Annotated in this window: 17 protein-coding genes; 13 read left to right on the top strand and 4 right to left on the bottom strand. The window is 73.1% G+C overall.

The window, feature by feature from the left end; all coding sequences use genetic code 11:
• Positions 1-9: 9 nt before the first annotated feature.
• Positions 10-660: a DJ-1/PfpI family protein gene (locus ACOTKD_RS19250; RefSeq protein ID WP_424890204.1), complete on the top strand. Its 651-nt coding sequence runs from the start codon at positions 10-12 to the stop codon at positions 658-660.
• Between the two features lie 4 nt (positions 661-664).
• Here the strand turns inward: ACOTKD_RS19250 and ACOTKD_RS19245 are convergent, their stop codons facing one another.
• Complete coding sequence (locus ACOTKD_RS19245) at positions 665-1,483, bottom strand: enoyl-CoA hydratase/isomerase family protein (protein ID WP_424890203.1); 819 nt, start codon at positions 1,481-1,483, stop codon at positions 665-667.
• Between the two features lie 221 nt (positions 1,484-1,704).
• On the opposite strand from ACOTKD_RS19245, the gene ACOTKD_RS19240 reads away from it, so the two are divergent.
• Entirely contained in the window at positions 1,705-2,214 is a 510-nt protein-coding gene (locus ACOTKD_RS19240; protein WP_359102051.1) for an ATP-binding protein, read from the top strand.
• Between the two features lie 41 nt (positions 2,215-2,255).
• Here ACOTKD_RS19240 and idi read toward each other — a convergent pair whose 3' ends face one another.
• The 3 genes from idi to galE form a co-directional block, all read right to left on the bottom strand.
• The gene (idi, locus tag ACOTKD_RS19235) at positions 2,256-2,867 is read right to left on the bottom strand and encodes an isopentenyl-diphosphate Delta-isomerase (protein ID WP_302866123.1); all 612 of its coding nucleotides are present in this window, start codon (positions 2,865-2,867) and stop codon (positions 2,256-2,258) included.
• 56 nt (positions 2,868-2,923) lie between these two features.
• The gene (locus ACOTKD_RS19230; protein ID WP_424890202.1) at positions 2,924-3,871 is read right to left on the bottom strand and encodes a cation diffusion facilitator family transporter; all 948 of its coding nucleotides are present in this window, start codon (positions 3,869-3,871) and stop codon (positions 2,924-2,926) included.
• A gap of 177 nt (positions 3,872-4,048) precedes the next feature.
• A complete protein-coding gene (gene galE, locus ACOTKD_RS19225; protein WP_424890201.1) occupies positions 4,049-5,047 on the bottom strand; it encodes a UDP-glucose 4-epimerase GalE in 999 nt (332 codons plus the stop codon).
• Positions 5,048-5,490: 443 nt separating this feature from the next.
• Here galE and ACOTKD_RS19220 point away from each other — a divergent pair, with 443 nt between their 5' ends.
• The 11 genes from ACOTKD_RS19220 (at position 5,491) to ACOTKD_RS19170 (ending at position 17,556) form a co-directional block, all read left to right on the top strand.
• Positions 5,491-7,338, top strand: coding sequence for a DUF5941 domain-containing protein (locus ACOTKD_RS19220; RefSeq protein WP_424890491.1), 1,848 nt, complete (start codon positions 5,491-5,493; stop codon positions 7,336-7,338).
• Positions 7,335-8,072, top strand: coding sequence for a sugar phosphate nucleotidyltransferase (locus tag ACOTKD_RS19215; RefSeq protein ID WP_424890200.1), 738 nt, complete (start codon positions 7,335-7,337; stop codon positions 8,070-8,072). Before ACOTKD_RS19220 ends, ACOTKD_RS19215 begins: the two co-directional genes overlap by 4 nt.
• Positions 8,060-9,121, top strand: a complete 1,062-nt coding sequence (locus tag ACOTKD_RS19210; protein WP_424890199.1) for an iron-containing alcohol dehydrogenase family protein — start codon at positions 8,060-8,062, stop codon at positions 9,119-9,121. The genes ACOTKD_RS19215 and ACOTKD_RS19210 overlap by 13 nt, the downstream gene beginning before the upstream one ends.
• Positions 9,099-9,884 carry a CDP-alcohol phosphatidyltransferase family protein gene (locus ACOTKD_RS19205; RefSeq protein ID WP_424890198.1) on the top strand — a complete coding sequence of 262 codons (786 nt, stop codon included), beginning with the start codon at positions 9,099-9,101 and terminating at the stop codon, positions 9,882-9,884. Before ACOTKD_RS19210 ends, ACOTKD_RS19205 begins: the two co-directional genes overlap by 23 nt.
• Positions 9,881-10,786: a glycosyltransferase family 2 protein gene (locus tag ACOTKD_RS19200; RefSeq protein WP_424890197.1), complete on the top strand. Its 906-nt coding sequence runs from the start codon at positions 9,881-9,883 to the stop codon at positions 10,784-10,786. The genes ACOTKD_RS19205 and ACOTKD_RS19200 overlap by 4 nt, the downstream gene beginning before the upstream one ends.
• A gap of 78 nt (positions 10,787-10,864) precedes the next feature.
• Positions 10,865-11,809 carry an ABC transporter permease gene (locus tag ACOTKD_RS19195; protein ID WP_424890196.1) on the top strand — a complete coding sequence of 315 codons (945 nt, stop codon included), beginning with the start codon at positions 10,865-10,867 and terminating at the stop codon, positions 11,807-11,809.
• Positions 11,802-12,596: an ABC transporter ATP-binding protein gene (locus ACOTKD_RS19190; RefSeq protein WP_424890195.1), complete on the top strand. Its 795-nt coding sequence runs from the start codon at positions 11,802-11,804 to the stop codon at positions 12,594-12,596. Before ACOTKD_RS19195 ends, ACOTKD_RS19190 begins: the two co-directional genes overlap by 8 nt.
• A 473-nt stretch (positions 12,597-13,069) precedes the next feature.
• Positions 13,070-13,936 carry a squalene synthase HpnC gene (gene hpnC, locus ACOTKD_RS19185; RefSeq protein WP_424890490.1) on the top strand — a complete coding sequence of 289 codons (867 nt, stop codon included), beginning with the start codon at positions 13,070-13,072 and terminating at the stop codon, positions 13,934-13,936.
• Complete coding sequence (gene hpnD, locus ACOTKD_RS19180) at positions 13,933-14,883, top strand: presqualene diphosphate synthase HpnD (RefSeq protein WP_424890194.1); 951 nt, start codon at positions 13,933-13,935, stop codon at positions 14,881-14,883. Before hpnC ends, hpnD begins: the two co-directional genes overlap by 4 nt.
• Positions 14,884-14,965: 82 nt before the next feature.
• Entirely contained in the window at positions 14,966-16,420 is a 1,455-nt protein-coding gene (gene hpnE / locus ACOTKD_RS19175) for a hydroxysqualene dehydroxylase HpnE (protein ID WP_424890193.1), read from the top strand.
• 116 nt (positions 16,421-16,536) lie between these two features.
• Positions 16,537-17,556 carry a polyprenyl synthetase family protein gene (locus ACOTKD_RS19170; protein WP_268829355.1) on the top strand — a complete coding sequence of 340 codons (1,020 nt, stop codon included), beginning with the start codon at positions 16,537-16,539 and terminating at the stop codon, positions 17,554-17,556.
• The last annotated feature ends 75 nt before the right edge of the window (positions 17,557-17,631 follow it).

Below are 17,631 nucleotides of genomic sequence, written 5' to 3'. Positions count from 1 at the left end.
AGGACCACCGTGCAGATCGCCGTCCTGCTCTACCCCGGCTTCACCGCCCTCGACGCCGTCGGCCCGTTCGACACCCTGGGCGCCCTGCCCGGCGCCGAGACGGTGCTCGTCGCCGAGCGCCCGGGGCCCGTCCCCAACGAGAGGGGCAGCCTCTCCCTGGTCGCCGAGGCCTCCCTCGCCGAGGTCACGAGCCCGGACATCGTCGTCGTGCCCGGCGGGGCCGACCCGAGCGGCCAACCGGGCCCGGGGGCCGTCGCCGAGTGGCTGCAGCACGTCGACCGCACCACCACCTGGACGACGTCGGTGTGCACCGGCTCCCTGCTCCTGGCCGCGGCCGGGCTTCTGACGGGCCGTCGCGCCACGTCGCACTGGCTGTTCCTGGAACAGCTCGCCGCCCACGGCGCCGAGCCCACGGGGGAGCGCGTCGTCTTCGACGGCAAGTACGTCACGGCCGCCGGCGTCTCCTCCGGCATCGACATGGCACTGACGCTCGCGGGCCGGATCGCGGGCGACCGCGCCGCCCAGTCCGTCCAGCTGCTCATCGAATACGACCCGCAGCCGCCCTACGACGCGGGCTCCCCGGACAAGGCCCCGGCCGACCTCGTGGCGGAGTGGCGGAACGCGGACCTCACGAAGCTGGTGCGGGCCCCGGGCCGCTGACGGGCTACAGGACGGGAAGGCCGGTACGGGGGTCCGGCCGCCCGTCCGCGGACCGCTGGACGAAGGTCTCCTCGCCCACCGTCCAACCGAACCGCGGCTGCCGCCGCTCCAGAAACGCGGCGACGCCCTCCGCGGTGTCGCCCCCGGCGCGCTCCTGTTCCGCCCAGTGCGCGATCCGGCCCGGGTCGGCGGGCCCCGCGGCGAACTCCTTCGCCGAGGCCTGCGTCAGCTGCGACCGGGAGGCCAGCACCGCGGCGAACTCGGCGACCCGCCGGTCCAGCGCCTCCTGCGGCCACACCTCGTCCACGAGGCCGGTCCGCAGCGCCCGCGCGGCGTCGATCAGTTCGCCGGAGAAGAGCAGGTACTTGGCCGTGGCCGGGCCGGTCAGCTCCACCAGCCGGCGGGTGGAGGAGGCCCCGTAGACGATGCCGAGCTTCGCGGGGGTCACCCCGAAGGAGGCGTCGTCGGACGCGAACCGCAGGTCGCACGCGGCGGCGAGCTGGCAGCCGCCGCCCACGCAGAAGCCGCGCACGGCGGCGAGCGTGGGCTTGGGGAAGGCGGCGAGTGCCTCCTCGGCCGCGATCGCGAGGTCCCGCGAGCGGTCGGCGCCCTCGGTCAGCGAGGAGATGTCGGCACCCGCGCAGAAGGTGCCGCCCTCGCCGGTGAGCACCAGCACCCGGACGGCCGGGTCGGCGGCGCACCGCTCCAGCAGCCCGGGGAGGGCCCGCCACATGTCCGTGGTCATGGCGTTGCGCTTGGCGGGGTTGGCGATGCGGACCGTGGCGGTGCCACCGGCGACGTCCAGGTGAAGTGCGGGCTCCATGCGCCGGATGCTATCCGGGCCCTCCCTCGGAATACCTAACTCCGGGTTGCTCAGGGAACGCGGAACAGGGTGACCAGGATCAGTCGCGTGAGTGACCCTGGCATACGCACCCGGTCAAACTCCGTCGATAGACGGTGATTTGTGGTCAGCCCGCCGGTAGGACCCTCAAGTTCCCAACACTCATGGGTGCGATCGACCATGGTGAGGGGTTGGTATCGGACATGGAAATCCTCGGGAGCGTCCCGCCCGACCGCGGGCAGGCCCCACCCCGGAGCCCGGTCGAGTTCGACGGCGCCTGGCGCTTCACCGCTCCCGCGCTGCACTCCTCCGTCCCGCGGGCGAGGCACGCCGTCCGCGACCTCCTCCGGCACCAGCGCGTGCCGCTCTGCGACGACCTGCTGCAGGGGCTCCTGCTGATCGTCTCGGAGCTGGTCACCAACGCCGTCCAGCACGCGGCCCTGCTCTCGCCCGAGGTCGCCGTGGAGGTCTCCATCGGCCGCCACTGGGTGCGGGTGGCCGTCGAGGACGACCACCCGTACCGGCCCAAGCCGCTGGAGGCTGACGACGAGCGCATCGGCGGCCGCGGGCTGCTGCTCGTCCAGGCCATCTCCGCCGAGGCGGGCGGCATGTGCGACGTCGAGCACACCGCGAGCGGCGGCAAGGTGGTCTGGGCCGCCCTGCCCCTCCCCGCGCCCGCCGGGGGGCCTACCAGCCCGCCGCGTCCCCGGTGAGGTCTGGGCCGCCCTGCCCCTCCCCGCGCCCGCCGGGGGGCCTACCAGCCCGCCGCGTCCCCGGTGACCTCGCGCACCGCGGGCCGCGCCGCGTCCAGCACCGTCATGAACCACGCCGAGAACGGGTAGCGCGCCCGCAGCTCCTCCAGCTCGGCCGGGGTCACGAACGCGGTCTCCGCGATCTCCTCCGGTGCCGGGCGCGGCTCGGCCCGCACGATCCCCACGAAGAGGTGGTTGTACTCCTGCTCCACCAGGCCCGAGTCCGGGTCGGGGTGGTTGTAGCGCACGGTGCCGGCCTCGCGCATCAGCGCGGGCGCGAGCCCCAGCTCCTCGCCCGTGCGGCGCGCCGCCGCCACGAACGGGGGCTCGCCCGGATACGGGTGGCCGCAGCACGTGTTCGACCACACGCCGGGGGAGTGGTACTTCTCCAGCGCCCGCCGCTGCAGCAGCAGCCGGCCCGCGTCGTCGAAGAGGAAGACCGAGAACGCCCGGTGCAGCTTGCCGGGGGCGATGTGGGCGGAGAGCTTCTCCGCCGTGCCGATGGTTCTGCCGTCCTCGTCGACCAGCTCCAGCATGATCGGTTCGGCTGAGTCCTCCGGAGCGGGAACCGCTGCGGTGTCGGCGGAGAGGCCATTGGCTGGTGTGATCGGCATTGACCATCCTCGTTGTCGGTCTTCGGCCCTCAAGTCTGCCGTACCGGGCCGGGGCGTCAATGACAGAGCTTCGCCTCGTGCTCCGCATGGCCGCCGGGCTCCAGCTGGAAGGTGCAGTGCTCCACGTCGAAGTGCTCCCCGAGGCAGCCCTGCAGGTCGTGGAGGATTTTCTCGTGGCCGGACGAATCCAGCGCCAGGTGGTCGACCACCACGTGGGCGGAGAGCACCGGCATTCCGGATGTGATCGTCCACACATGGAGGTCGTGCAGGTCCTGCACGCCCGGCAGCGCCATGATGTGCGACCGGATCTCGTCCATGTCGACGTCCTTCGGCGCGGCCTCCAGCAGGACGTCCAGCGCCTCCCGCAGCAGCTTCAGCGTGCGCGGCACGATCATCAGGCCGATCAGGAGCGAGGCGACCGGGTCGGCCTGCGTCCACCCCGTCAGCATGATCACCACCGCGGAGACGACCACCGCGAACGAGCCCAGCGCGTCCGAGAGGACCTCCAGGAACGCCCCGCGCACGTTGAGGCTCTCCTTCTGGCCGCGCATCAGCAGCGCCAGGGAGATCAGGTTGGCGACGACGCCCACCAGGCCGAAGACCACCGTCATGCCGCCCGGCACGTCGGTCGGGTTCACCAGGCGCCCCACCGCCTCGTAGAGGATGAACCCGCCCACGCCGAGCAGCAGCAGGCAGTTCAGCAGCGCCGCGAGGATCTCCGCCCGGGCGTACCCGTAGGTGCGCCGGCCGCTCGTCGGGCGGTTCGCGAAGTGGATCGCGACCAGCGCCATGCCCACCCCGACGGCGTCCGTCGCCATGTGCCCGGCGTCCGCGAGCAGGGCCAGCGAACCGGTCAGCGCGCTGCCCACGACCTCCGCCACGAGCACCGTGAGCGTGATGCCCAGTGCGATCCTCAGCCGGCCCTTGTAGGCCGCCGCGGCCGTGCCGCTCGTGCCCGGCGGGGGTCCCCCGTGAGAGTGACCGTGATCGTGCCCTGCGCCCATGAGATGCCGCCCTCGCGAAAACGGGTGCCCGTCCGGCCGGCGGCTGCCGGCCGGGACCCAGTGAACTACGGGTGGGGGGTATCGGGCAACGCGGCACTGAACACCGTTGTCATGTGCTCTGACCTGCGAAGACGCGCATCTCGCCGACCTGCGGCGATCACCCTGAGTGCGGGGTCGTCAGCCCCGCGGAGCGCCCTCCCGGGCCTCCGGGTGGTGCAGGCACCAGCCCTCCCACGCGGACGCGACCATGCTGCGCACGTCGTGCGCGGGGCTCCAGCCGAGCTCCTTCGCGATCAGCTCGTTCGAGGCCACGACACGCGCCGGATCACCCGGACGGCGCGGCTCGACGAGCGGCGCGGGCTCGGTGCGGCCGGTCACCGAGGCGATCAGGTCGGCCATCTCCCGCACCGAGACGCCCCGGCCCGTGCCCACGTTGAGCGTGAGGTCGCCCGGCTCCGTGCGCTCGGCCAGCCGGCGGGCCGCCGCGAGGTGCGCGGTCGCCAGGTCCTCGATGTGGATGTAGTCACGGATGCAGGTGCCGTCCGGGGTGGCGTAGTCGTCGCCGAAGATCCGCGGCGCCTCGCCCCGGGTGAGCCGGTCGAACATCATCGGGATGATGTTGAAGATCCCGGTGTCCGCGAGCTCCGGCACCGCCGCGCCCGCCACGTTGAAGTAGCGCAGGCAGGCCGTCGACAGGCCGTGCGCCTTCCCGGTGGCCCGCACCAGCCACTCGCCGGCCAGCTTCGTCTCGCCGTACGGGTTCATGGGCGCGCACGGCGTGTCCTCCGTGACGAGGTCCACATCCGGCATGCCGTAGACGGCGGCGGAGGAGGAGTACACGAAGCTGCGGACGCCCGCGGCGACCGCCGCCTCCAGCAGGACGGTCAGCCCGTGCAGGTTCTCCCGGTAGTAGAGGAGCGGCTTCTCCACCGACTCCCCGACCTGCTTCTTCGCCGCCAGGTGCACGATGCCCGTCACGTCCAGCTCCGCGAACGTGCGCTTCAGCAGCTCGCGGTCCAGCACCGAGCCCCGCACCAGCACGCAGCCCGCGGGCAGCCGCGCGGCCACGCCCGTGGACAGGTCGTCCAGCACGGCGACCCGCTCGCCGGCCTGCGTCATCGCCCGGGCGACGTGCGCTCCGATGTACCCGGCACCGCCTGTGATCAGCCATGTCATGACCGGCACGATAGCGCCTGGACGGCGGGTCACGATCTGTGTTCGATTCTGGTGATCGGGCATTCCGCCGGACTCTCGCCGCGGTCGTGGGGGGGGGGGGGGGGGGGGGGGGGGGGGGGGGCGGGGGGGGGGGGCGCGGGCCGCGGGGGCGGGGCGGGGCCGCCGCGGGGGGGGGGGCCGTGTCGCCCCCCCCCCCCGGCGGGCCCACCACGATGGCGCGGTCCGGCGGTGCCGGACCGCCCCGGCCTGGAACCGGACGCTTCGCCCGGGCGTCCTCTCCATGGCGGGCGTGCCGGAGGCATACCGGCGGTGAACGGCGTCTTCCGGTGATCCGATAGCCTCTGCCGACGTGCCGACCCCCGCCGGGGGTTTCCGGCGCGAACGCCGCCCGCCGCGTCCCGCGGCCCCGGAGCGGCCATGCCCGCCGCAAGGAGTGAGTTCGTCTGTCGACCGCCATCCTCACCGGTCCGCCGCCCGCCGGCTCCTCCCTGGAGGAGGACCTGCGGTCCCTCGGCTTCGACGTCCGCGTGGCGGCGGACGTCGCCGGGGCGCTGGCCGCCGTCCCGGCCACGGAACGGGTCGCTGTGGTGGACCACCGCTTCGTGGGCCACGTGCACGCCCTGCGCCTCGCCCTGACCGACCCCCGCTTCCCGGCCGGCGCCACCGAGGGCGCGCTCACCGTCCAGCCGGACGCGCGCGCCTCCCTGACGCGCGCGCTGAGCGCGGTGACGGCCGCCGGCCCGGGTTCCGGGCCCGAAGCGCGAGCCGGAGCCGTCCCCGCCGAGTGGGGCCCGGGCGAGGCCGGTCTGCCCGGTCTCCTCGCCGCCCACCTGGAGGCCGACGGCGTCACCGTGCACCGGCCCGACCTCGGCGTCCTCGTCGCGGCCGTGCCGGACGGCGGCGAGCTCCGCGCCAAGGCGCTCGCCGAGACCGAGGCCGTCGACGACGAGGCGGTACGGCTGCGCAGTGCCGTGAAGTCCCGCGACGGGTTCTTCACCACCTTCTGCATCAGCCCGTACTCGCGCTACCTCGCCCGCTGGTGCGCCCGCCGCGGCCTCACCCCCAACCAGGTCACCACCGCGTCCCTGCTGACCGCCCTGATCGCGGCCGGCTGCGCGGCGACCGGCACCCGGGGCGGCTTCGTCGCCGCCGGCGCGCTGCTGCTGTTCTCCTTCGTCCTCGACTGCACCGACGGCCAGCTCGCCCGCTACTCGCTGCAGTACTCCACGCTCGGCGCCTGGCTCGACGCGACCTTCGACCGCGCCAAGGAGTACGCCTTCTACGCGGGCCTGGCCCTCGGCGCCTCCCGCGGCGGCGGCCACGACGACGTATGGGCGCTCGCGCTCGGCGCGATGGTCCTCATGACCTGCCGGCACGTCGTCGACTTCTCCTTCAACGAGGCGAACCACGACGCCACGGCCAACACGAGCCCGACGGCCGCGCTCTCCGGCCGCCTCGACAGCGTCGGCTGGACCGTCTGGGTCCGCCGCATGATCGTGCTGCCCATCGGCGAGCGCTGGGCGCTGATCGCGGTCCTCACCGCGCTCACCACGCCCCGCACCGTCTTCTACGTGCTGCTGATCGGCTGCGCCTTCGCCGCCTGCTACACCACCGCGGGCCGCGTCCTGCGCTCCCTGACCCGCAAGGCGAAGCGGACCGACCGCGCCGCGCAGGCCCTGGCCGACCTCGCCGACTCCGGCCCGGTCGCCGAGGCCGCGGCAGGCAGCCTCGGCCGCACGGTGCCCGGCCGGGCCTACAGCGCCCCCTTCTGGGCCCTGCTCGCCGCCGCCTGCCTGCTCATCGGCCCGCTGCTCACCGGCAGCGGCGGCACCTGGCGTGCCGTCCTGCAGGCCGTGGTCTACGCGGTCTTCGCCGGCGTCGCCGTCGCCCAGCCCCTCAAGGGCCCCCTCGACTGGCTGGTCCCGCCGGTCTTCCGGGGCGCGGAGTACGGCATGATCCTGGGCCTGGCCGCCCAGTCCGGCGCCCCGGGGGCCCTCCCGGCGGCTTTCGGCCTGGTGGCCGCGGTCGCCTACCATCACTACGACACGGTGTACCGCATCCGCGGTGGCACCGGCGCGCCCCCGCACCGGCTGGTGCGGGCGATCGGCGGACACGAGGGTCGCGTCCTGGCGGTCACCATCGCGGCCGCCCTGTGGCACGGCCGAGGTTTCACCATCGCGCTGACGGTCCTCGCGGCCGCCATCGCCCTCGTGGTGCTCAGCGAGAGCATCCGCTTCTGGGTGTCCTCCGGGGCACCCGCAGTACACGACGAAACAGGAGAACCCGCATGATCGGCCTCGTGCTGGCCGCCGGCGCCGGACGGCGTCTGCGTCCCTACACCGACACTCTGCCCAAGGCCCTGGTGCCCGTGGACGGTGAGACCACCATCCTCGACCTCACCCTGGCCAACTTCGCCGAGATCGGTCTGACCGAGGTCGCGATCATCGTGGGCTACCGCAAGGAGGCCGTGTACGCCCGCAAGGAGGCCCTGGAGGCCAAGTACGGCCTGAGCCTCACCCTGATCGACAACGACAAGGCCGAGGAGTGGAACAACGCCTACTCCCTGTGGTGCGGCCGGGACGCCCTCAAGGACGGCGTGATCCTCGCCAACGGCGACACGGTGCACCCGGTCTCCGTCGAGAAGACCCTGCTCGCCGCCCGCGGCAACGGCCAGAAGATCATCCTCGCCCTCGACACGGTGAAGCAGCTCGCCGACGAGGAGATGAAGGTCGTCGTGGACCCCGACAAGGGCGTCCAGAAGATCACCAAGCTGATGGACCCGGCCGAGGCCACCGGTGAGTACATCGGCGTCACCCTGATCGAGGGCGAGGCCGCCGCCGATCTGGCCGATGCCCTCAAGGTCACCTTCGAGCGCGACCCCGACCTCTACTACGAGGACGGCTACCAGGAGCTCGTCAACCGCGGCTTCAAGATCGACGTGGCCCCCATCGGCGATGTCCAGTGGGTCGAGATCGACAACCACGACGACCTCGCCAAGGGCCGGGGGATCGCGTGCCAGTACTGACGAGGCTCATCCCCTCGCCGGTCGTCGTCGACATCCGGGCCGGAGCCCTCAACGATCTGGCGAGCGTCCTCGCCGATCAGCGGATCTCCAGCTCCGGCAAGCTGGCCGTCGCCATCAGCGGCGGCTCCGGGGCGGTGCTGCGCGAGCGGCTCGCCCCGGCGCTGCCCGGCGCCTCGTGGTACGAGGTGGGCGGCGGCACGCTCGACGACGCCATCAAGCTGGCCGACGCGATGAAGTCCGGCCACTACGACGCCGTGGTCGGCCTCGGCGGCGGCAAGATCATCGACTGTGCGAAGTACGCCGCCGCGCGCATCGGCCTGCCGCTGGTCGCCGTGGCCACGAACCTCTCGCACGACGGGCTCTGCTCGCCGGTCGCGACCCTCGACAACGACGCGGGCCGCGGCTCGTACGGCGTGCCCAACCCCATCGCCGTGGTCATCGACCTCGACGTGATCCGTGAGGCCCCGGTCCGCTTCGTGCGCTCCGGCATCGGCGACGCGATCTCCAACATCTCCGCCGTGGCGGACTGGGAGCTCGCCGCCCGCGAGCGCGGTGAGGACATCGACGGCCTGGCCGCCGCCATGGCCCGGCAGGCCGGCGAGGCCGTGCTGCGCCACCCCGGCGGCGTCGGCGACGACGGTTTCCTGCAGGTGCTGGCCGAGGGCCTGGTCCTCACCGGCATCGCCATGTCGGTGGCCGGCGACAGCCGCCCCGCCTCCGGCGCCTGCCACGAGATCAACCACGCCTTCGACCTGCTCTACCCCAAGCGCGCGGCGAGCCACGGCGAGCAGTGCGGCCTCGGCGCGGCCTTCGCGATGTACCTGCGCGGTGCTCGCGAGGAGTCCGCGCTGATGATCGAGGTGCTGCGCCGCCACGGCCTGCCCGTGCTGCCGCAGGAGATCGGCTTCAGCGCCGAGGAGTTCGTCGCGGCCGTGGAGTACGCGCCGCAGACCCGCCCCGGCCGCTACACGATCCTGGAGCACCTCGCGCTCTCCACCGACCAGATCAGGGACGCTTACGCCGACTATGCCAAAACCGTCACTAGCTGAACTCCGCCCGGTCGTCCACCCCGGCGGGCTCAAGGACCGGCGCAGCGGCGAGCACTGGGCCGGGCGCCTGTACATGCGCGAGATCTCCCTGCGCTGCACGCGGGTCCTGCTGAACACCCGGCTCACGCCCAACCAGTACACCGGCCTGATGATCCTCGCCGGCATCGCCGCGGGCGCGGCCCTGGTGATCCCGGGCCTCACCGGCGCGATCCTGGGTGCGCTGCTCATCCAGCTGTACCTGCTGCTGGACTGCGTGGACGGCGAGCTCGCGCGCTGGCGCAAGGTCACCTCCACGACCGGCGTCTACCTGGACCGGGTGGGCCACTACCTCTCGGAGGCCGCCCTGCTGGTCGGCTTCGGCATCCGCGCGGCGGACGTCCTCCACAAGGACGGCGCCTCCACGCAGTGGCAGTGGGCCTTCCTGGGCACACTGGCCGCGCTCGGTGCGATCCTGATCAAGGCGGAGACCGACCTGGTCGACGTCGCCCGTGCCCGCAGCGGCATGGCGGCCGCCGAGGACTCCGCGGCCACGCCGCGCTCCTCGGGCATGGCCCTGGCCCGCAGGGCCGCGGCCGCACTGAAGTTCCACCGGCTGGTCGGCGGCGTCGAGGCGTCGCTGGTGATCCTGGTGGCCGGCATCGCGGACTTCGTCCACGGCGACCTGCTGTTCACGCGTGTCGCGGTGGTCCTGCTCGCCGCCGTCGCGGTGCTGCAGACTGTGCTGCACCTCGTGTCCATCCTCGCGTCGAGCAGGCTCCGATGAACGCTCCCTCCGCTCCTGGCGTCAAGGTCGGCGCGGTTGTCCTCACCATGGGCAACCGCCCCGCGGAGCTGCGCGCGCTGCTGGAGTCGGTCGCCAAGCAGGACGGCGACCCGATCGAGGTCGTCGTCGTCGGCAACGGCTCCCCGCTGCCGCCGATCGCCGTGCCCGGCCTGACCGTGCGCACCGTCGAGCTGTCGGAGAACGTCGGCATCCCGGCCGGGCGCAACGTGGGCATCGAGGCGTTCGGGCCCGCCGGGCGCGAGGCCGACATCCTGCTGTTCCTGGACGACGACGGCCTGCTGCCCGGCCAGGACACCGCCGAACTGTGCCGGCAGGCGTTCGCCGCCGACCCGAAGCTCGGCATCATCAGCTTCCGGATCGCCGACCCCGACACGGGCGTCACCCAGCGCCGCCACGTGCCGCGGCTGCGCGCCTCCGACCCGATGCGCTCCTCGCGGGTCACCACCTTCCTGGGCGGTGCCAACGCGGTCCGCACCCGGGTCTTCGCCGAGGCCGGCCTGCTGCCGGACGAGTTCTTCTACGCGCACGAGGAGACCGACCTCGCCTGGCGGGCCCTCGACGCGGGCTGGATGATCGACTACCGCGCGGACATGGTGCTGCACCACCCGACGACGGCCCCGAGCCGGCACGCGGTCTACCACCGGATGGTCGCCCGCAACCGGGTCTGGCTCGCCCGGCGCAACCTGCCGGCCCCCCTGGTCCCGGTCTACCTCGGGGTGTGGCTGCTGCTCACCCTGGCCCGGCGGCCCTCCCTGCCCGCGCTGCGGGCGTGGTTCGGGGGCTTCAGGGAGGGCTGGACGACGCCCTGTGGTCCACGGCGCCCCATGAAGTGGCGTACCGTGTGGCGCCTGACCCGGCTGGGTCGGCCTCCCGTGATCTGACAAGCTCTTGTCTATGAGCACCGGGCGCGGGCCGGGGCGAGCCCCCGGCAGCGCACCTTGAGGACGAAAGTGTCAACTGTGAGCGAGACAACGCACGGCAGTGCGGTCGCCATGAGTGCCCCGCCATCACCCGATGACGGCCTGCCCGCCGCCGAGCTGGCAAGGAAGTACGGCCTCGCGGTGAGCGGGGCCCGCCCGAGCCTGCCGGAGTACGCCCGGCAGCTGTGGGCGCGGCGGCATTTCATCATCGCCTTCTCCCGCGCCAAGCTGACCGCTCAGTACAGCCAGGCGAAGCTGGGCCAGGTGTGGCAGGTGGCGACGCCGCTGCTGAACGCCACGGTGTACTTCCTGATCTTCGGCGTGCTGATGGGTCAGAGCAAGGGCATGGGCATCGCGACGTACATCCCGTTCCTGGTGACGGGCATCTTCGTCTTCACCTTCACCCAGAGCTCGGCCATGTCGGGCGTCCGGTCGATCGCCGGCAATCTGGGGCTGGTGCGGGCGCTGCACTTCCCCCGCGCGGCGCTGCCCATCTCCTTTGCGCTCCAGCAGCTCCAGCAGCTGCTGTTCTCGATGCTGGTGCTCTTCCTCTTCCTGCTCGGGTTCGGGCACACCCCGCAGCTGTCCTGGCTGCTGATCGTCCCGACGCTGGCGCTGCAGTTCCTCTTCAACACCGGCCTGGCGATGATCCTGGCCCGTGCGGGCAGCAAGACGCCCGACCTGGCCCAGCTGCTGCCGTTCGTCCTGCGCACCTGGATGTACGCGTCCGGTGTGATGTACAACCTGGTCGAGGCGCTGGAGAAGCAGCACGCTCCGAAGTGGCTCATCGACGTGCTGAGCGCGAACCCGGCGGCCGTCTTCATCAACCTGATGCGTTCCTCCCTGATCAGCGGCCACGCCGCGCACAAGCACATCGACCTGCCGCCGCACGTGTGGGCGCTGGCCGTCGGCTGGGCGCTGCTGATCGGCGTCGGCGGTTTCGTGTACTTCTGGAAGGCTGAGGAGCAGTACGGCCGTGGCTGAGCAGAACCCGACCCCCGCGGCGGACGCCGCCCGCGTGCCCACCGTGATCGCGGAGGACGTCCACATCGTCTACCGCGTCTACGGCGGCAACACCGGCCGCGGCAGCGCGACCGCCGCGCTCAACCGGCTCGTGCGGCGCCAGCCGAGCGCGGGCGTCCGCGAGGTGCACGCCGTCAAGGGCGTGAGCTTCACCGCCTACCGCGGCGAGGCGATCGGCCTGATCGGCTCGAACGGATCCGGCAAGTCCACCCTGCTGAAGGCGATCGCCGGGCTGCTGCCCACCGAGCGCGGCAAGGTCTACACCGACGGCCAGCCCTCGCTGCTGGGCGTGAACGCGGCCATGATGAACGACCTCACGGGCGAGAAGAACGTGATGCTCGGCGGTCTGGCCATGGGGATGTCGCGCGAGCAGATCCGCGAGCGCTACCAGGGCATCGTCGACTTCTCCGGGATCAACGAGAAGGGCGACTTCATTACGCTGCCCATGCGGACCTACTCGTCGGGCATGGCGGCCCGGCTGCGGTTCTCCATCGCCGCGGCCAAGGACCACGACGTGCTGATGATCGACGAGGCGCTGGCCACCGGTGACCGCTCGTTCCAGAAGCGCTCCGAGGCCCGCATCCGCGAGCTGCGCAAGCAGGCGGGCACGGTCTTCCTCGTCAGCCACAACAACAGGTCGATCCGGGACACCTGCGACCGGGTGCTGTGGCTGGAGCACGGCCAGCTGCTCATGGACGGCCCGACCGAGGAAGTGGTCCGGGCGTACGAGAAGGAGACGGCCCGCTAGCGCCGCGCGGGCCGGTGCGGACCGGTCGTCCACGGGCCCCTGCCGGTGCGCTCCGGCGGGGGCCTTGACCGTTCCGTAACGATCAACTGGCTTATTGGCAGGGTTGATTCGCCGCCCGCGTGGCATTGTATGGATCAAGCACCTACCCGGTCGCGCATCGGACAGGTGTGCGGCGTACGCTGTACCGTGCCGAATTACGGCGAAGCGTGCGATACCGGTGTATCCGCGACTCCGGGGACGGGGCCGGATGCGGTGGGGCGGCAGGTGCCGAAGGGGGAGCAGGGGGCGCCGAAGGGGGTGTCCACCCCTGCGGCGTGTCCGAAATAGGATGTTCTGGGTCGGCAGTGTAGAACGGGAGATGTGACGGCAATGGCTGTATTGGCTGTGAGGCCTCTCCAGATCCGAGGCGTGCACGCCGTCCCCGGTCCGGGCAGCCCGCTGTGACGGCGGGGACGGACGCGCACGAGCGCGCCGTGCTCGACAAGGCCGCGCACGAGAACTTCCCCGTGGCACCCTTCTTCGTGCCGCGCGCCTGGCGGGACGACCTGATGGCCGTCTACGGATACGCCCGCCTCGTCGACGACATCGGCGACGGCGACCTGGCCCCCGGCGGGCGGGACGCCGAGCTGCTGGGGCTCGACCCGGCGCAGAGTGACGACCGTCTCACGATGCTGGACGCCTTCGAGGCCGACCTCCACCGCGTCTTCAACGGCCCGGGCACCGGCCCGCGCCACCCGCTGCTGCGCCGCCTGCGGCCCACCGTCCGCCGCTGCGGGCTGACCCCGGAGCCCTTCCTGGGGCTCATCGAGGCCAACCGCCAGGACCAGCGGGTCCGCCGCTACAGTACGTACGACGATCTGCTCGCCTACTGCGAGCTGTCCGCGAACCCCGTCGGCCGCCTCGTCCTGGGCATCACCGGCACCGCCAGCCCCGAGCGGATCCGCCGCTCGGACGCGGTCTGCACCGGGCTGCAGATCGTGGAACACCTGCAGGACGTCGCCGAGGACCTCGGCCGCGACCGCGTCTACCTCCCGGCCGAGGACATGGAGCGCTTCCGCGTCACCGAGGCCGACCTCGCGCGCCCGACCAGCGGCGCGTCGTTGCGTGCCCTGGTCGCGTACGAAGGGGAACGCGCCGGGGAACTGCTGAATGAAGGCACCCCCCTGGTGGGTAGCGTCCACGGCAGGTTGAAGCTGTTGCTCGCGGGGTTCGTGGGCGGGGGGAGGGCCGCGCTCCGCGCGGTCGCCGCCGCAGGACACGACGTACTGCCCGGACCGCCCAAGCCCACCAAGCTCAGCCTGCTGCGCGAGGTGGGAGCGACACTGCGAAGAGAGGGGTGAGCAGGACCGTGAACGGATCCCCGGACGCGTCCGCACCGGTGCTCGCCGCGTACAGCTACTGCGAGGCGGTCACCGGCCAGCAGGCCGGAAACTTCAGCTACGGCATCAGGCTCCTGCCGACCGCCAAGCGGCGCGCCATGTCGGCGCTCTACGCCTTCTCGCGCCGCGTCGACGACATCGGCGACGGCCCGCTGGACGCCGACGCCAAGCACCGCCGCCTGGAGGAGACGCGCGAGCTGCTCTCCCGCATCCGCGAGGGCCGCATCGCCGAGGACGACACCGACCCGGTGGCCGTCGCGCTCAGCCATGCCGCGCGCCGCTTCCCCATCCCGCTCGGCGGGCTGGACGAACTGATCGACGGCGTTCAGATGGACGTGCGCGGCCAGTCGTACGAGACCTGGGACGACCTCGCGGTGTACTGCCGCTGCGTCGCGGGCGCCATCGGCCGCCTCTCCCTCGGCGTGTTCGGCACCGTGCCCGGCGCGCGGGACGCCGCGCGCGCCGCGGAGTACGCCGATACCCTCGGCCTGGCGCTGCAGCTCACCAACATCCTGCGCGACGTCCGCGAGGACGCCGCCAACGGCCGCACCTACCTGCCCTCCGACGACCTCGCGAAGTTCGGCTGCGCCGAGGGCTTCCACTCCGCCCGGCCCCCGGCCGGCGCCGACTTCACCGGCCTCGTCCACTTCGAGGTCCGGCGCGCCCGCGCCCTGTTCGCCGAGGGCACCCGGCTGCTGCCCATGCTCGACCGCCGCAGCGGCGCCTGCGTCGCCGCCATGGCCGGCATCTACCGCAGGCTGCTCGACCGGATCGCCGAGGAGCCCGAGGCGGTCCTGCGCGGCCGGGTCTCGCTGCCCGGCCGGGAGAAGGTCTACGTCGCCGTGCGCGGCCTGTCCGGCCTCGACGCCCGCAGCGTCCACCGGCGGACCGCCGGGGGGCGCGCTTGATCTCCCCGTTCCGGGCCGCCGACCGGCGCGCAACCCTCCGCCCTGCGGACACGTCCCTGACAGCAGCCGAAGGGGTGGGCACATGACAGCCACGACGACAACCGGGCCCGGCCACGGCCCCGCGGACGGGGACGGCGCCGCGCCCGCCCGCGCGGTGGTCGTCGGCGGCGGCCTCGCGGGCATCACGGCCGCGCTGGAGCTCGCCGACGCCGGCGTGCGCGTCACCCTCCTGGAGGGCCGGCCCCGGCTCGGCGGCCTCGCCTTCTCCTTCCGCCGCGGCGACCTCACCATCGACAACGGCCAGCACGTCTACCTGCGCTGCTGCACCGCCTACAGCTCCTTCCTCGACCGGATCGACGCCCTGCACCTGGCCCCTCTGCAGGACCGCCTCGACGTGCCCGTCCTCGACGTCGGCCACCCCTCCGGCAAGCCCCGCCTGGGCCGGCTGCGCCGCACCGCCCTCCCCGTCCCGCTGCACCTGGCCAAGAGCCTCGCCACGTACCCGCACCTCTCGCTCGCCGAGCGCGCCGCGGTCGGCCGGGCCGCCCTGGCCCTGCGCGGCCTCGACCCGCAGGACCCCGCGCTCGACGGCACGGACTTCGGAGGCTGGCTGCGCCGCAAGGGCCAGTCCGACCGCACCGTCGAGGCCCTGTGGGACCTGATCGGCGTGGCCACCCTCAACGCCACCGCAGGCGAGTCCTCGCTCGGCCTCGCCACCATGGTCTTCAAGACCGCGCTGCTCACCGACCCCGGCGCCGCCGACATCGGCTGGGCCCACGTCCCCCTCGGCGAGCTGCACGACACCCGCGCCCGCGCCGCCCTGGAGGCCGCCGGCGTCCGCACCCTGCTGCGCACCCGCGCCACCGGCATCGCCCGCGCCGCGGACGGCACCTGGCAGGTCGGCGCCGAGACCGGCCCCGGCACCGCCGAGCGGCTCACGGCCGAGACGGTCGTGCTCGCCGTGCCGCAGCGCGAGACCCACGCCCTGCTGCCCGACGGCGCCCTCGACGAGCCGGGCCGGCTGCTGGAGATCGGCACCGCCCCGATCCTCAACCTGCACGTCGTCTACGACCGCAAGGTCCTGCGGCAGCCGTTCTTCGCCGCGCTGGGCTCGCCCGTGCAGTGGGTCTTCGACCGCACGGAGTCCTCCGGGCTCGCCGCCAGGGGAGAGGGCGGGCAGTACCTCGCCGTCTCCCAGTCGGCCGCGCAGGACGACATCGAGCGGCCCGTCGCCGAGCTGCGCGCCCGCTATCTTCCCGAGCTGGAACGGCTGCTGCCCGCCGCGCGCGGCGCCGGCGTACGGGACTTCTTCGTGACCCGGGAGCGGACAGCGACGTTCGCCCCCACCCCGGGCGTAGGCCGGCTCCGGCCGGCCGCCCGCACGAACACGCCCGGCCTGTACCTGGCCGGCGCGTGGACCGCCACCGGCTGGCCCGCGACCATGGAGGGCGCGGTGCGCAGCGGTGTCCACGCCGCCGGTGCGGCACTCTCCGAGCTCGGCCGACCGCACGTGAGCCCCCTGCGGGAGGCGGTATGACCGAGGCGAGCCATGAAGCGTCGCGTGCCCGGACCGGGCCGCGCACGAGCACGACCACCAGAGGAGAGACCGTGACTTCGGCGATCCCAGCTGTCGACACCGCGGGCGTCAACGCCATGCTGGAGCGGGGACGGACGCTTGCCACGCCGGTGCTGCGTGCTGCCGTGGAACGGCTCGCGCCGCCCATGGACACCGTCGCCGCCTACCACTTCGGCTGGATCGACGCCGAGGGCCGGCCGGCGCACGGCGACAGCGGCAAGGCCGTCCGGCCCGCGCTCGCCCTGCTCTCGGCCGAGGCCGCCGGCCGCGCCCCCGAGGTGGGCATCCCCGGCGCCGTGGCCGTCGAGCTCGTGCACAACTTCTCGCTCCTGCACGACGACCTGATGGACGGCGACGAGCAGCGCCGCCACCGCGACACCGTGTGGAAGGTGTACGGGCCCGAGCAGGCCATCCTCGTCGGCGACGCCCTCTTCGCGCTCGCCAACGAGATCCTCCTGGAGCTCGGCACCGTCGAGGCCGGCCGCGCCACCCGGCGGCTGACCACGGCCACCCGCAAGCTGATCGACGGCCAGGCCCAGGACATCTCCTACGAGCACCGCGAGCGGGTCACCGTCGAGGAGTGCCTGGAGATGGAGGGCAACAAGACCGGTGCCCTGCTCGCCTGCGCCGTCTCCATCGGCGCGGTCCTCGGCGGCGCCGACGACCGCACGGCCGACATCCTGGAGGCCTACGGCTACCACCTCGGCCTCGCCTTCCAGGCGGTGGACGACCTGCTCGGCATCTGGGGCGACCCGGAGGCCACCGGCAAGCAGACCTGGAGCGACCTGCGCCAGCGCAAGAAGTCGCTGCCGGTGGTCGCGGCCCTCGCCGCAGGCGGGGAGGCCTCCGAGCGGCTCGCCGGGATCCTCGCGGCCGACGCCAAGCTCAGCGACGCCCAGCTCGCCGACTTCGACGAGGAAGAATTCGCCAGCCGCGCGGCGTTGATCGAAGAGGCGGGCGGCCGGGAGTGGACCTCCCAGGAGGCCCGCCGCCAGCACGCGACCGCGATCGAAGCCCTCGACCGAGTTGACATGCCCGCAGAAGTCCGAGCCCAACTGGTGGCGCTCGCCGACTTCGTCGTCGTACGAAAGAGATGATGGCCATTCACCCGATCTAGAGGATCGCGGTCGCCGGGCCGGGCCCATTCGCCATGGGCCCCCCCCCCGCGCCCC

It is taken from the genome of Streptomyces sp. XH2, from assembly GCF_049725035.1.
GTDB lineage: Bacteria > Actinomycetota > Actinomycetes > Streptomycetales > Streptomycetaceae > Streptomyces > Streptomyces roseoverticillatus.
The sequence above is the reverse complement of the archived record's forward strand: the minus strand, read 5'-3'. Positions and strand labels throughout refer to the sequence as shown.